The sequence below is a fragment of the Mesorhizobium sp. M0571 genome, assembly GCF_040320985.1.
Lineage (GTDB): Bacteria > Pseudomonadota > Alphaproteobacteria > Rhizobiales > Rhizobiaceae > Mesorhizobium.
The window spans coordinates 232,557-246,633 of the sequence record NZ_JAMYQT010000003.1 but is presented as its reverse complement, the minus strand read 5'-3'; the positions used below and the strand labels follow the sequence as shown (position 1 = coordinate 246,633).

The window sequence follows — 14,077 nt, the reverse complement described above, 5'->3', positions numbered from 1 at the left end:
ATGGCTGGGATCAAGACACGCAACGAAATTCGATTCATTCTCAATGACGAGGACGTCGCGCTCAGCGCGGTTGCGCCCGACCAGACACTGCTCGACTGGCTGCGGCTCGACCGCTCGCTGCGCGGCACCAAGGAAGGTTGCGCCGAGGGCGATTGCGGCGCCTGCACGGTGCTGGTCGGCAGGCTCTCGGCCGGAAGGCTGGTGTATGAAAGCGTCAATGCCTGCATCCGCTTCCTCGGCTCGCTCGACGGCACTCATGTCGTGACCGTCGAGCATCTGCGCGGCGACGCAGGAAAACTGCACCCCGTGCAGCAGGCGATGGTCGATTTCCACGGCTCGCAATGCGGCTTTTGCACGCCGGGTTTCGTCATGTCGCTTTATGCGCTGTGGATGCGGTCGCCGGAGCCGTCGGATGCGGCGATCGAAAAGGCGCTGCAGGGCAATCTCTGCCGCTGCACCGGCTATGAGGCGATCATGCGCGCGGCGCGCGCCATCTCCAGCTACGGCAAGGTCGCCAAGGACCCGTTGGCGGCCGAGCGCGAGGCAGTCACAGCCAAGCTCGAAGCGATGAAGGACGGTTTGCGCATCGAGATCGGTTCCGGCAATAAACGGCTGATCGTGCCGGCCAATGCCGACGATCTGGCCAGCGTGCTCGACAAGGAGCCAAGTGCCACCATCGTCGCCGGTTCGACCGATGTCGGCCTCTGGGTTACCAAGCACATGCGCGACATCTCGCCGGCGGTCTTCATCGGCAATCTCGATGGGCTGTGCGGGATGTCCGAGGACAAGGGCATCATTTCGATCGGCGCCGGTGTCACCTACAGCGAAGCCTTCGCGACGCTTTCGAAGCGCGTCCCGGCGCTCGGGCCGCTGTTCGACCGCATCGGCGGCGATCAGGTCCGTAACATGGGCACGATCGGCGGCAACATCGCCAACGGCTCGCCGATCGGCGACACGCCGCCGCCGCTGATCGCGCTCGGCGCGCAACTGACGCTGCGCCGCGGCAACAAGCGGCGGACGATCCCGCTGGAGGACTTTTTCATCGCCTATGGCAAGCAGGACCGGCAGCCCGGCGAATTCGTCGAGGCCGTGCATGTTCCGGTGCCGGACAGCGAGACGAAATTTGCCGTCTACAAGATCACCAAGCGCCGCGACGAAGACATTACGGCTGCGCTCGGCGCGTTTTCCCTGACGCTGGCAGCGGACGGCTCGGTGGCGGATGTGCGCATCGCCTATGGCGGTATGGCGGCAACGCCGAAGCGGGCCTTTGGCGTGGAAAAGGCATTGCTTGGCAAGCCTTGGACGGAAGAGACGGTCGAGGCGGCGATGACCGAGTACGCCAGCGATTTCACCCCGCTGACCGATATGAGGGCAAGCGCGGAATACCGGGCGCTGGCGGCGCGCAACCTGCTGCTGCGCTTCTTTGTCGAGACCAGCGGCACCAGGGCGCCTGCCCAGGTGTCACGGCACGAGGCGGCGTGATGAACAAGCATGCCACCCCCAACCTCAAGGCGCAAAAAATCGCCGGCGGCGTCGCCACCGACCAGCGGCACGATTCCGCCCACAAGCATGTCAGCGGCACAGCCGTCTATATCGACGACATGCCGGAACCGGCCGGCACGCTGCATGGCTGCCTCGGGCTTTCCAATGCTACGCATGCCACCATCACGAAAATCGATCTGTCGGCGGTGCGCACTGCCCCCGGCGTCATTGACGTGCTGACGGCAAGCGACGTGCCCGGCGAGAACGACATTTCGCCGACCGGCCGTCACGACGAGCCGGTGCTGGCCGACGGCAGGGTTCAATTCTTCGGCCAGCCGATCTTCTGCGTCATCGCCGAAACCCGCGAGCAGGCGCGCCGCGCCACAAGGCTGGCCAAGGTCGAATACAAGGAGTTGCCGTTCGTCGCCGATATTGGCGACCTCGATCCCCGGAAAGACAAGCTGGTCACTCCGCCGCTGACCCTGAAGCGCGGCGATGCCGCAGCCGCCATCGAACAAGCACCACGCCGGCTCAAAGGGCAGATGCGCATCGGCGGCCAGGAGCATTTCTATCTGGAGGGCCATATCGCCCTGGCCATTCCGGGCGAGGACCAGGACGTCACCATCTATTCCTCGACCCAGCATCCGAGCGAAATCCAGCACATGGTCAGCCATGCGCTCGGTGTGCCGAGCCATGCGGTGACGGTAGAAATCCGCCGGATGGGCGGCGCTTTCGGCGGCAAGGAAACGCAAGGCAATCAGTTTGCGGCGTTGGCTGCTATCGCTGCGAAGAAACATCATCGCGCCGTCAAGATCCGGCCCGACCGTGACGACGACATGATCGCCACCGGCAAGCGCCACGACTTTTTGGTCGATTACGAGGTCGGCTTCGACGACGATGGAAATATTCTCGGCGTCGATTTCATGTTCGCGGCGCGCTGCGGCTTCTCGGCCGACCTCTCGGGCCCGGTCACCGACCGTGCGCTGTTCCATTGCGACAACACCTATTTCTGGCCGGCAGTGCACGCGCAATCGGCGCCGCTCTACACCAACACTGTGTCGAACACCGCCTTTCGCGGCTTCGGCGGTCCGCAAGGCATGGTCGGCGCCGAGCGCGTCATCGACGAGGTCGCCTTTGCCGTCGGCAAAGACCCGCTCGAAATCCGCAAGAAGAATTTCTACGGCACCGGCGACCGCAACATCACGCCCTACCACCAGACGGTCGAGGACAACGTCATCCACCGCATTGTCGCCGAGCTGGAGGCGAGTTCCGACTATGCAAGGCGTCGCCGGACCATCGATGCATTCAACGCCAATAGCCGCTTCATCAAGCGCGGACTGGCGCTGACGCCGGTCAAGTTCGGCATCTCGTTCACCGCCACCCATTACAACCAGGCCGGCGCGCTGGTGCATGTCTACACCGACGGTTCGGTGCATCTGAATCATGGCGGCACCGAAATGGGACAGGGTCTCTACGTCAAGGTGGCGCAAATTGTGGCGGAGGAATTCCAGATCGACCTCGACCAGGTGAAGATCACCGCCACGACGACCGGCAAGGTGCCGAACACCTCGGCAACTGCCGCATCGTCCGGCTCCGACCTCAATGGCATGGCGGCACAGAACGCCGCCCGGCAAATCAAGGACCGGCTGACCGATTTTGCCGTCGAGAAATACCAGGTGCCGCGCGACCAGGTGCTGTTCCTGCCCAACCGGGTGCGCATCGGCAACCAGGAGATCGCCTTCGCCGATCTCGTCAGGCAGGCCTACATGGCGCGCATCCAGCTTTCGGCGGCGGGCTTCTACACGACGCCGAAAATCCATTGGGACCGCGACAAGGGCGAGGGCCACCCCTTCTACTATTTCGCTTACGGGGCTGCGTGCTCGGAAGTCTCGGTCGACACGCTGACTGGCGAATACATCGTCGAGCGCACCGACATCTTGCATGAAACCGGCCGCTCGCTGAACCGCGCCATCGACCTCGGCCAGGTCGAGGGCGGTTTCATCCAGGGCATGGGTTGGCTGACGACGGAGGAACTGTGGTGGGACGACAAGGGGCGGCTGCGCACCCATGCACCGTCGACCTACAAGATCCCGCTCGCTTCGGACCGGCCGAAGATTTTCAACGTGACTTTGGCCGACTGGGCGGAAGCAGGCGAGCCGACGGTGCACCGCTCCAAGGCGGTCGGCGAGCCGCCCTTTCCGCTCGCAATGTCGGTGCTGCATGCCCTCTCGGACGCAGTGGCGAGCGTTGCCGGCCACAAGATCTGTCCGCGCCTCGACCCGCCTGCTACGCCGGAGCGTGTGCTGATGGCGATCGAACGGCTGAAGCGGGAAGCCAAGACCGGCACCTAAACCCGGCCTCGGAATCCCGGAAAGCGTGCAATTCAGGCCGAAAAACTCTATATTTTCCCGATAGGGAATGCGAATGATGAACGCGAGAGTGCAAAGCCTGAAAATCTTTCTTGCCAGCGCCGGCCGCATCGCAGTGGTCGAGGTCGCCGGGACAAAAGGTTCGACGCCGCGCGAAAAGGGCGCCTTCATGCTCGTCTCTGGATCGGCCACTTTCGGCACGATCGGCGGCGGCCAGCTCGAATACATGGCGATCGACAAGGCGCGGCAGATGCTTTTCTCCCCCCTCGAGGGGGAGATGGCCGCGAAGCGGCCAGAGGGGGTCGTCTCAGAAGGCACCGCCAGAGCGTCGAGCACTGCCGCGGCGACCCCACCCGGCGGCTTCGCCGCCACCCTCCCCTCAAGGGGGAGGGATATCCGCGCCACGCTCGACATCGCGCTCGGGCCGGAGATCGGCCAGTGCTGCGGCGGTCGGGTGGAAGTGCTGATCCGGCTGGTGGACGCGGCGCTTGAGGCCGAGCTGGTTGCGGCGGCGGAAGCCGAGGAGGCGCAGCTGCCACATGTCTACATCTTCGGCGGCGGCCATGTCGGCCAGGCGCTGGCATCGGCGGTGGCTTTGCTGCCGGTGCATGTCGTTGTTGTCGAGACACGAGCCGAGGCGCTGGAGGGCATGCCGGGCACGGTCGAAACAAGCCTGACGCCGATGCCCGAGGCGATTGTTCGCAGGGCCCCGGCCGGCTCCGCCTTCGTCGTCCTCACCCACGACCACGCGCTGGATTTCCTGATCGTCGCCGAGGCGCTGAAACGCCGGGATGCCGCCTATGTCGGCATGATCGGTTCCAGGACCAAGAAGGCGACGTTCCGGAACTGGTTCCTGAAGTCGGCGGACGGAAGCGAGGCGGAATTTGCCCGCCTCGTCTCGCCGATCGGCGGCGATGCCGTCAAGGACAAGCGCCCGCAGGTGATCGCCGCACTCGCCGCAGCCCAGATCATGACGGTGTTGGCCGCCCATGCTGCGCCCTCGGCCACTCCGTCCAGAGCCCCTCATGGCGGGGCTATGGCCGGCTGACGTTTCCTTTTATTCCTTCTCCTGCGTGTGCGCCTCTAGGAACCACAGCAATTTGTCGAGCGAGCGCGAATAGGCGGTGAAGATGTCGGCGGTGTCGGCGTCGCCCGCACCCGCCGCCTCGTCGATCGCCGCGCGTGCCCGCTTGGCTGTCGCGGCATAGCGGTCGATCAGCGCTGCCAGATGATCCCTGGTCTTGTGGATGTCGGTCGGATAGGCCTCGAGCATGGTCGCCTTCGACACCTCTTGCGATGTGCCGAGCGCGGTGCCGCCGAGCTGTACGGCGCGCTCGGCAATGGTGTCGACATGGCCATCGATCTCGTCGCGGAACGTGTCGAGCATCTCATGGATGGCGATGAATTGCGGCCCCTTGACGTTCCAGTGCGCCTGCTTGGTGATCAGCGCCAGATCGATGGCGTCGGCGAGGCGGGCGTTGAGAAGATCGATACACTCTTTCTTGGCGTTGGATTGCAGGTCGTTGCGGGTGGCGATGGCGTCCATGATCGGCTCCTGTGGCGGTTGCGTCCGCGTGGTTCAAAGAGGGCGAGTTTGTGGAAGGTCAATCGAACATGCGCGCAGACGCCCTCATCGCCGCGCGGCACAGCATCCCAAAACGACGATCTCCGACTTTCGTTCCGCTCGCCGCTTACGCCGGCCGATTCAAGCCCAGGTGTTCACGCAGCGTGCTGCCTCGATAGTCCGTGCGGAACAGGCCGCGTCGCTGCAACTCCGGCACGACAAGCGTTGCAAAGGCGTCGAATTCGCCGGGAAAATAGGATGGCATGACGTTGAAACCGTCTGCCGCGCCGCCCTCGAAGCGTGCCTCGAGCTCGTCGGCGATCTGAGCCGGCGTTCCAACGACGCGCCAATGGCCGCGCGCGCCGGCAAAATGGCGGGCAAGCTGGCGAATGGACAGGTTATCGCGGCGGGATTGCTCGATGACCAGCGCCTGCCGGCTCTGCATGCCTTCGCTGGCCGGCAGCTCCGGCAGCGGTCCGTCGATGGGATAGCGCGCGAGATCGGATATGCTGAGATAGCTGGAAAGCAGCGCGACGCCGACGTCGTCCGGGATCAGTTCCTGCAATTCATCATATTTTGCCCGGGCTTCCGTTTCGCTTGCAGCGACGATCGGTGCGACGCCAGGCATGATCTTGACGTCGTCCGGCTCGCGCCCATAGACCGCCAGCCGCCCTTTGAGGTCATCGTAGAAGGCCTTCGCCTCCTTGAACGTTTGCGCCGCCGTGAACACCACATCGGCGGTTCGGGCGGCGAGGTCGCGGCCCTCGTCCGACGCTCCCGCCTGAATCATGACCGGTGCACCTTGCGGCGAACGCGGCAGATCGAGCGGGTCGCGCACCGAAAAACTTCTGCCTTCGTGATTGAAGCCACTGGTTCCTGCGCCCCGCCAGAGAGCTGCGACCACGGCAGCGAATTCGCGCGCCCGCTCGTAACGGTCCGCATGCGGGCGCAGACCGGTCGAGCCGAAATTGGCGGCCTCGATCTGGCTGGCGGAAGTGACAAGGTTCCAGCCGGCACGCCCGCCGCTCAGATGATCGAGCGACAAGAAGGTCCGCGCCAGCCCGTAAGGCTCATTGTAGCTCGTCGATGCCGTGGAGACGAGCCCGATGCGCTCCGTCTGGACGGCGAGCGCCGCAAGCAGGCTGATCGGCTCGAAGCCGATCGAGCGTGAGGTCTGGCTGGCGATGTTGACATTGGCCTCGCGCACGCCGGCGGCGTCCTCGCAGAAGATCATGTCGAACTTCGCCGCCTCCGCCGTGCGCGCCAGCTGGATGTAATGGTCGATGTCGATACCGGCTGTCACATGCGCCTGCGGATGGCGCCAGGCGGCGATGTGGTGGCCTGTCGCCCACAGGAAGGCGCCGAGCTTCATCTGGCGTCGACCGGTACTCATTGTCGATCCTCCCCGGCAAGTCCGAGGTGGGAGCGCAGTGTCGCCCCGCTGTAACCAGACAGAACAAGGCCGCGACGGTGAAGCTCCGGCAGCACGCGACCGATGAAATCGTCGAGCGTCGACTTGAGCGGCATGTCGATGTTGAACCCCTCGCAGGCTCTCGAGCGAAAGCGCTCTTCGAGCCTGTCCGCGAATGTGTCCGGCCTGGCCGTCATTTCGGCACCCGCCGCTACATTCATCAGCACCTTTATCGCGCCCGGACTGCGGCCAAACGCAAGTGCGCGGCGCTTCAGATCGTCGTGCAGTGCCTTGGTGCGCTCGACGGATAGCTCGTCCAGCAGGACGACGTCGGCGGTGCGGGCGGCGATGTCCATGTCGGGCTCGGACAGGCCGGACATCACTAGCACCGGCGTGTCCTGCGGCGACGGTGCCACATTGAGCGGCCCCCGCACCGAGAAATACTCGCCCTTGTGGCCGAGCAGGTGCATTTTTTCGGGATCGAAGAAGCGGCCGCCACGCTTGTCGAACAGCAGCGCGTCCGCGTCCCAGCCTTTCCACAGGCCTTGCACGATGCCGATGAACTCCACCGCGCGCCGGCGAAAATCGTCAGTGGGAATCCCTTCCGGCCGGCTGAAATTGGCCGCCTCGCGCGGACCGGGCATCATGCTCGCGTGCCAGCCGGCGCGACCATGGCTGATGATGTCGAGTGAGGCGAAACGGCGTGCGAGATTGTAGGGCTGGTGGGCGACCATCGAGGCTGCCGCGACCAGGCCGATCCTGCTCGTCACCGTCGCCAGTGCCGCCAGCAGGGTCGTCGCTTCGAACGGCACTTGCCGGTTCGGTCCGCCGCCTGCAGCCAGCGCGGAATCGGCGAGCAACACCATGTCCAACCCGGCTGCTTCGGCCTTTTGCACGGACCGGGTCAGAAGGCTGAAATCCGGGCCGGCGTCGGGCGGATGGGGAGGGGCGGCTTCCGGAGACAGCGAAACGGCGAGATGCATTGTGGCGCCGTTGGCCATTGGTCTTCCCTGGTGAGTGAGATTCCGCAGGAATTATCTTCGCCGGCTGGACGGAAAGCAACCGGCCAGCCGGCGATCACTTGCCGGCCAGAATATCCCTGATCAGCCGCTGGCAGCGCTCGGCCATGAAGTCGAGCAGCAGCCGCACCTTCGGATCCTGCAGCTTCTTGTGCGGGTAGACGGCGGCGAACTGTACCGGCGTCGGCGGCGTGTTGCTCAGGATCACTTTCAGCCGCTGGTCGCGGATAAATGGCTCGACCTCGAAGCGCGGCTTGTTGATGATGCCGCGGCCGGACAGCGCCCAGCCGGTCAGCACGTCGCCATCATCGGTATCGTAGGGGCCGTGCACCTCGAATTTTTGCGGCCCGCTTGGCGTCTGCAGCGTCCAGACATATTCGCGCGCGCCGGAATAGCGCAGCATCAGGCAGTCGTGCTTCTTGCCGATCAACTCCTGCGGCTCGCGGGGCTCGCCGCGCGCTTCCAGATATTTCGGCGCCGCCACCAGCACCCGTTCGCATTCCATGATGCCGCGCATTCTGAGGCTAGAATCCTCGATGATGCCCAGCCGGAACGCAACATCGATGCCTTCCTTCATGATGTCGACATTGTGATCGGAAAGCCGGAGCCGCACCTCGATATCGGGGTACCTGTCGTGGAAATCCGGAATGCCCGATGCTACCAGCCGCCGGCCGAGGCCGAGCGGTGCCGTCACTTTTATGGTGCCGCGCGGCTGGCCGGATAAGGCGCTGACCGCCGCTTCCGCCTCGGTGACCGCCTCCAGCACCTGCTTGGCGCCGGAGTAGAACACCGTGCCGTGCTCGGTCGGCATCAACTGCCGCGTCGTGCGGTTGAACAGCCTGACGCCGAGATGCTTCTCGAGCTCCTTGATGCGGTTGGAGGCGACCGCCGGCGAAATGCGCATGTCGCGCCCAGCCGCCGACAAATTGCCGAGCTCGACGACGCGGACGAAAACGGCGATGTTATCGAGATAGGCCATGCGGCTTTCGTGGCTCTCATGTGGCTGCGTGTAACGAGCGTAGTATTTTCCAATTTTTTTTGAAAGTCATCGTGCACCTCGGCCCTTTCCGTTTGCGCTCCAGCCCGTAAAGTCAGCCGATCGGCAGGGACGACTTTTCATGATGGATTTCGTGATATTCTGGGATTGGCTGAATTTCGCCGTGCGCTGGCTGCACGTCGTCACCGGCATCGCCTGGATCGGGTCGTCCTTCTATTTCGTCGCGCTCGATCTCGGCCTGCGCCAGCGTCCGGGCATGCCTGCCGGCGCTTTCGGCGAGGAATGGCAGGTGCATGGCGGCGGCTTCTACCACGTGCAGAAATATCTGGTGGCGCCGGCTGAAATGCCCGAGCACCTGACCTGGTTCAAATGGGAATCCTACGCCACCTGGCTGTCGGGCTTCGCCATGCTGTGCGTGGTCTACTATGCCGGCGCGGACCTGTTCCTGATCGATCCGAATGTGCTCGCGATGTCGGTGCCTACAGGCATCTTGTTGTCGCTGGCGACGATCGGCATCGGCTGGGTGGTCTACGATCTCTTGTGCCGTTCGCCGCTCGGCAAGAGCGACACCGGCCTGATGCTGGTGCTCTACGGGGTGCTGGTGTTCGTCGCCTGGGGGCTAACCCACCTGTTCACGGGCCGCGCCGCCTTCCTGCATCTTGGTGCCATCACCGCGACGATTATGTCGGCCAACGTTTTCATGGTCATCATCCCCAACCAGAAGATCGTCGTCGCCGACCTGATCGCCGGCAGGAAGCCAGATCCGAAATACGGCAAGATCGCCAAGCAGCGCTCGCTGCACAACAATTACCTGACGCTGCCGGTTTTGTTCCTGATGCTGTCGAACCACTATCCGCTGGCGTTCGGGACAGAGTTCAACTGGGTCATTGCCTCGCTGGTGTTCATCATCGGCGTGCTGATCCGGCACTATTTCAACACCATGCATGCACGTAAAGGCAATCCGACCTGGACCTGGCTGGTGGCGGCCGTGCTGTTCGTCGTCATCATCTGGCTGTCGACGGTGCCGAAGCTGTTGACCGGCGAGGTCAAGACGTCCTCGGCGGCGGAGGTCTACGTCGCCTCGGCGCACTTCGCCGCTGTGCGCGACACCGTTCTTGGCCGCTGTTCGATGTGCCACACGGCAGAGCCGTCCTACGAGGGTATCTACCACGCGCCGAAGGGCGTGATGCTCGACACCGATGCCGGCATCGCCGAGCACGCCGGCGAGATCTACCTGCAGGCCGGCCGCAGCCACGCCATGCCGCCCGCCAACGTCACCCAGATCACCGACAAGGAACGGGCGCTGCTGGTGGCCTGGTTCGAAGGCGCGGGGAAATGACCAGCACGCTCCTGCGCGGCCGTACGCTGTCGTTTTTGCGCTGGCCCGAAACCATCGACGACCATTCCGCCTGGCGTTACGAGCACGATGGCGGCCTGCTGATGCACGACGGCAGGATCATTGCAGCGGGCGCCTATTCCGAGGTCGAGAAAAAGGCGGGCGCGGGAACAAAAAAGATCGACCATCGGCCGCATCTGCTGCTGCCCGGTTTCATCGATGCGCACGCGCATTTTCCGCAGATGCAGGTCATCGCTTCCTACGGCGCCGAGCTGCTCGACTGGCTGAACACCTACACCTTTCCCGAGGAGATCAAATTCCAGAACGCTCAGCATGGACGCCGTATCGCCAGACTGTTCCTGGATGACGTATTGCGCCACGGCACGACGACGGTCGCCGCCTATTGCTCGGTGCACAAGGAATCGGCCGAGGCGTTCTTTGCCGAGTCGCACGACCGCAACATGCTCAATATCGCCGGCAAGGTTATGATGGACCGCAACGCCCCGGAAGGCGTGCTCGACACGCCGCAATCGGGTTATGACGACAGCAAGGCGCTGATCGAGGAGTGGCACGGCAAGGGGCGCCAGCACTATGCCATCACCCCGCGCTTCGCCATCACCTCGTCGCCGGAGCAATTGGAGATGGCGGGTACGCTCTGCCGTGAATATCCGGACCTGCATATGCAAACGCATCTGTCGGAAAACCACGCCGAGATCGCTTTCACCCAGAAGCTTTATCCGCAGGCGCGCGACTATACCGACATCTATGAGCATTACGGGCTGCTCGGCCGCAAAAGCCTGTTCGGCCACTGCATCCATCTGTCGGAACGCGAGGCGGATGCGCTTTCGGATAGCGGCTCGGTGGCGGTGTTCTGCCCGACCTCCAATCTGTTTCTCGGCTCGGGCCTGTTCAATTATCAGCGGTATCGCCGCCGCGAAAAGTCGCTCCGCATAGCCGCTGCCACCGATGTCGGCGGCGGGACCAACTATTCGATGCTGCGTACCATGGACGAGGGCTATAAGGTGATCGCGCTGAACGGCGAGAAGCTCAATCCGTTGCAGTCCTTCTGGCAATTGACCCTCGGCAATGCCGAGGCGCTGTCGCTTGCGGAAAAGATCGGCACCCTGAAGGAAGGCAGCGATGCCGATATCGTCGTGCTCGACGCTCGCGCCACGCCGGCGATGCGGCTGCGGATGGAGACGGCGGACACGCTCGCCGAGGAATTGTTTCTGCTGCAGACGCTCGGCGACGACCGCGCCGTGCGCGAGGTCTATGTCGCCGGCCGGGCGGCCAAGACGGACATGGCGGTTTAGCTGTCGTATACGGCGGGCTTGACCGAGCGGCAGCCATCGGTCAAATCGTGCAGCGAAGTTGACAGGGGAACGACATGGCCGTTGCGGACGACATCGCTCTGATCAAGAAACAGGAAGCCACGCTCGTCTTCCCGGCGTTCGATGAGGCCGTCGCTTTCAAGATCGGCTCGGCGATCCGCGACCGCGCGCTAGCCGAGAACCTGCCGATCATCGTCGATATCAGAACCTTCGACCGGCCGCTGTTTTATGCGGCAATGCCCGGCTCGAACGCCTCCAATCCGGATTGGGCGCGGCGCAAGATCAATGTCGTGCGCCGGTTTTTGAAAAGCACCTATCGCATGGTGCTGGAGCAGCAGCGCCCCGACCGCAGCTTCAAGCCCGGCGAGGGGCTGGATATATCAGATTATGTGCTGGCCGGCGGCGGCTTTCCCATCACGGTCAAGAGCGCCGGTGTCATTGGCGTGATCGCAGTCTCCGGCCTGCCGGAGCGTGAGGACCACGGCGTGGTGGTCAATGCGCTTTGCGAGCATCTCAGCATCGACGCGCGCGGGCTGGCACTGCCGCTGGAAGCAAAATGACAGAGGTAGACCCCAAACTCTTCCTCACGTCGATCTTCAACGCCGCCGTTGCCGCCGCCGATCCCGAAAGGACCATCAGGGACCATTTGCCGGCAAAGCCGAAGGGCCGCACGATCGTCATCGGCGCGGGAAAAGGCTCGGCGCAGATGGCGGCGGCTTTCGAGAAAGTGTGGGACGGGCCGATCCAAGGGCTGGTGGTCACCCGTTATGGCTGTGGCGCGACATGCCGGCGCATCGAGATCATCGAGGCGGCGCACCCGGTGCCGGACGCCGCCGGGTTGGAGGCTTCACGACGGTTGCTCGAAAAGGTTCAGGGACTAACGGCCAACGACCTCGTCGTCGCGCTCATCTCCGGCGGCGGCTCGGCGCTGCTGCCGGCGCCCGCCAAAGGTCTGACGCTGGCCGATGAGATCGCCGCCAACGAGGCGCTGCTCGCCTCCGGCGCGCCCATCGCCGCCATGAACACCATCCGCAAACATCTTTCCACGATCAAGGGCGGCAGGCTGGCGGCCGCCGCCTATCCGGCCAAACTGGTCTCGCTGGTCGTTTCAGACATTCCGGGCGACAATCCGGCGCTGGTCGCCTCCGGCCCAACCGTTCCCGATTTGGGAAGCCGCGAAGAGGCGCTGGCATCGATCGCCGCCTATGGCATGAAACTGCCTGCTCAAGTGATGGCGCATATCAGCTCGCCGGCTGCAGATGCACCGCGTCCGGATGATCCGCGCTTTTCCCGCAACGAAGTGCATCTGATCGCCTCGGCCGGCGTGTCGCTGGAGGCGGCTGCAGCCGAAGCGAAGCGTCAAGGCATTCAGGCCGTCATCCTCTCCGATTCCATTGAAGGCGAGGCGCGCGAGGTCGGCAGCGTCCACGCGGCGATCGCCCGCGAGGTGGCGACGCGCAACCGGCCATTCCCAAAACCGGTGCTGATCCTGTCCGGCGGCGAGACGACGGTGACCTTGCGCGCGAAAGGCAAGGGCGGACGCAACTCGGAATTCCTGCTTGCTTTCGCCATTGGCATCAACGGCATGGCGGGCGTCCATGCACTGGCCGCCGACACCGACGGCATCGACGGTTCGGAAGACAATGCCGGCGCCTTCGCCGACGGTTCGACGGTGTCGCGGATGCGGGCGGTGGGCGTCGATGCCAAGGCCATGCTTGCCGGCAACAACGCCTGGACCGCGTTTAACGCCGTCGGCGACCTCTTCGTGCCTGGACCGACCGGGACGAACGTCAACGATCTCAGGGCGATATTAGTCAAATAGGCCAAGCTCAGGCCGCCATCAGCTTTTTCACTGCTTTCATGTCCTGCAGAAACCGTTCGCGTTCGGCCTGCTTGTCCGCCGGCTCGCGAATGCGAAGGATGAAGGACGGGTGGATGGTGACGAAGACACGCAGGCCATCGTCCCGCTCTACGACCGCCCCGCGCATCTTCATGATCGGCACCACCTTGCCGAGCAGCGACTGCGCTGCCGTGGCGCCGAGCGCCACCGCCAGATTGGGCTTGATCAGATCGAGCTCCTTGTCGAGCCACCAGCGGCAGGCCTGCACCTCCCCGGCATTCGGCTTCGAATGGATGCGCCGCTTGCCGCGCGGCTCGAACTTGAAATGCTTGACCGCGTTGGTGACGTAGACTTTCAGCCGGTCGACGCCGGCATCGTCCAGGATCGCATCGAACACCTTGCCCGCCGGACCGACGAAAGGCTTGCCGGCCAGATCTTCCTGGTCGCCCGGCTGTTCGCCGACGAAGATCACCTTCGCCTTGTCAGGCCCTTCGCCGAATACGGTCTGCGTCGCGTCGTGCCACAGCGGACAGCGGCGGCAGATTTTAGCCGTTTCGCGCAGTTCAGGAATGGTCCTGGCGTCGATTTCTGTCGTTTCCGGGGACTTGCCTGCCGGCAAGCGTCTGGCCTGCACCTTGGTGTGGTGCGGCGCGGGTGTTGTCATTCTGGCGATCATGGCGAGTACGGTCCTGTCCGCTTCCGCGATCAGAACCGGAATGAGCGAAGCC

General features: G+C 64.0%; 12 protein-coding genes. 7 read left to right on the top strand and 5 right to left on the bottom strand.

The features are described from left to right. The 3 genes from xdhA to xdhC all read left to right on the top strand — a co-directional run bounded on the left by xdhA (window position 1) and on the right by xdhC (window position 4,899). A complete protein-coding gene (xdhA, locus tag NKI85_RS05695; protein ID WP_352776334.1) occupies window positions 1–1,482 on the top strand; it encodes a xanthine dehydrogenase small subunit in 1,482 nt (493 codons plus the stop codon). Then, on the top strand, window positions 1,482–3,833 hold the full coding sequence (gene xdhB, locus NKI85_RS05690; protein ID WP_352522493.1) for a xanthine dehydrogenase molybdopterin binding subunit: 2,352 nt from the start codon (window positions 1,482–1,484) through the stop codon (window positions 3,831–3,833). The genes xdhA and xdhB overlap by 1 nt, the downstream gene beginning before the upstream one ends. 76 nt (window positions 3,834–3,909) lie before the next feature. Next, window positions 3,910–4,899 carry a xanthine dehydrogenase accessory protein XdhC gene (gene xdhC, locus NKI85_RS05685; RefSeq protein ID WP_352522757.1) on the top strand — a complete coding sequence of 330 codons (990 nt, stop codon included), beginning with the start codon at window positions 3,910–3,912 and terminating at the stop codon, window positions 4,897–4,899. Between the two features lie 9 nt (window positions 4,900–4,908). Here xdhC and dps read toward each other — a convergent pair whose 3' ends face one another. The 4 genes from dps to NKI85_RS05665 form a co-directional block, all read right to left on the bottom strand. Continuing rightward, complete coding sequence (gene dps, locus NKI85_RS05680; protein ID WP_352522494.1) at window positions 4,909–5,397, bottom strand: DNA starvation/stationary phase protection protein Dps; 489 nt, start codon at window positions 5,395–5,397, stop codon at window positions 4,909–4,911. 145 nt (window positions 5,398–5,542) lie between these two features. Continuing rightward, window positions 5,543–6,808 carry an LLM class flavin-dependent oxidoreductase gene (locus tag NKI85_RS05675; RefSeq protein WP_352522495.1) on the bottom strand — a complete coding sequence of 422 codons (1,266 nt, stop codon included), beginning with the start codon at window positions 6,806–6,808 and terminating at the stop codon, window positions 5,543–5,545. Then, window positions 6,805–7,827, bottom strand: coding sequence for an LLM class flavin-dependent oxidoreductase (locus NKI85_RS05670; RefSeq protein ID WP_352522496.1), 1,023 nt, complete (start codon window positions 7,825–7,827; stop codon window positions 6,805–6,807). Before NKI85_RS05670 ends, NKI85_RS05675 begins: the two co-directional genes overlap by 4 nt. 76 nt (window positions 7,828–7,903) lie before the next feature. Further along, window positions 7,904–8,824, bottom strand: a complete 921-nt coding sequence (locus tag NKI85_RS05665; protein WP_352522497.1) for a LysR family transcriptional regulator — start codon at window positions 8,822–8,824, stop codon at window positions 7,904–7,906. Window positions 8,825–8,963: 139 nt separating this feature from the next. On the opposite strand from NKI85_RS05665, the gene NKI85_RS05660 reads away from it, so the two are divergent. From NKI85_RS05660 to NKI85_RS05645, 4 genes are all read left to right on the top strand, one after another. Then, window positions 8,964–10,181 carry a urate hydroxylase PuuD gene (locus tag NKI85_RS05660; RefSeq protein WP_352522498.1) on the top strand — a complete coding sequence of 406 codons (1,218 nt, stop codon included), beginning with the start codon at window positions 8,964–8,966 and terminating at the stop codon, window positions 10,179–10,181. Beyond that, window positions 10,178–11,491 (top strand): guanine deaminase, encoded by a 1,314-nt coding sequence (gene guaD, locus NKI85_RS05655; protein ID WP_352776330.1) that lies wholly within the window; start codon window positions 10,178–10,180, stop codon window positions 11,489–11,491. Before NKI85_RS05660 ends, guaD begins: the two co-directional genes overlap by 4 nt. Window positions 11,492–11,565: 74 nt before the next feature. Beyond that, window positions 11,566–12,069, top strand: coding sequence for a heme-degrading domain-containing protein (locus NKI85_RS05650; RefSeq protein ID WP_352522500.1), 504 nt, complete (start codon window positions 11,566–11,568; stop codon window positions 12,067–12,069). Then, entirely contained in the window at window positions 12,066–13,331 is a 1,266-nt protein-coding gene (locus NKI85_RS05645; protein WP_352522501.1) for a glycerate kinase type-2 family protein, read from the top strand. The genes NKI85_RS05650 and NKI85_RS05645 overlap by 4 nt, the downstream gene beginning before the upstream one ends. A gap of 7 nt (window positions 13,332–13,338) precedes the next feature. On the opposite strand, the gene NKI85_RS05640 is transcribed toward NKI85_RS05645, so the two are convergent. Then, window positions 13,339–14,058: a UdgX family uracil-DNA binding protein gene (locus tag NKI85_RS05640; protein WP_352522758.1), complete on the bottom strand. Its 720-nt coding sequence runs from the start codon at window positions 14,056–14,058 to the stop codon at window positions 13,339–13,341. Between the last annotated feature and the right edge of the window lie 19 nt (window positions 14,059–14,077).

Excerpts from the sequence above, each read along its gene's own strand:
- xdhA (WP_352776334.1), top strand. The coding sequence starts at position 1 with ATGGCTGGGATCAAGACACGCAACGAAATTCGATTCATTCTCAATGAC.
- xdhB (WP_352522493.1), top strand. The coding sequence starts at position 1,482 with ATGAACAAGCATGCCACCCCCAACCTCAAGGCGCAAAAAATCGCCGGC.
- xdhC (WP_352522757.1), top strand. The coding sequence starts at position 3,910 with ATGAACGCGAGAGTGCAAAGCCTGAAAATCTTTCTTGCCAGCGCCGGC.
- dps (WP_352522494.1), bottom strand. The coding sequence starts at position 5,397 with ATGGACGCCATCGCCACCCGCAACGACCTGCAATCCAACGCCAAGAAA.
- NKI85_RS05675 (WP_352522495.1), bottom strand. The coding sequence starts at position 6,808 with ATGAGTACCGGTCGACGCCAGATGAAGCTCGGCGCCTTCCTGTGGGCG.
- NKI85_RS05670 (WP_352522496.1), bottom strand. The coding sequence starts at position 7,827 with ATGGCCAACGGCGCCACAATGCATCTCGCCGTTTCGCTGTCTCCGGAA.
- NKI85_RS05665 (WP_352522497.1), bottom strand. The coding sequence starts at position 8,824 with ATGGCCTATCTCGATAACATCGCCGTTTTCGTCCGCGTCGTCGAGCTC.
- NKI85_RS05660 (WP_352522498.1), top strand. The coding sequence starts at position 8,964 with ATGATGGATTTCGTGATATTCTGGGATTGGCTGAATTTCGCCGTGCGC.
- guaD (WP_352776330.1), top strand. The coding sequence starts at position 10,178 with ATGACCAGCACGCTCCTGCGCGGCCGTACGCTGTCGTTTTTGCGCTGG.
- NKI85_RS05650 (WP_352522500.1), top strand. The coding sequence starts at position 11,566 with ATGGCCGTTGCGGACGACATCGCTCTGATCAAGAAACAGGAAGCCACG.
- NKI85_RS05645 (WP_352522501.1), top strand. The coding sequence starts at position 12,066 with ATGACAGAGGTAGACCCCAAACTCTTCCTCACGTCGATCTTCAACGCC.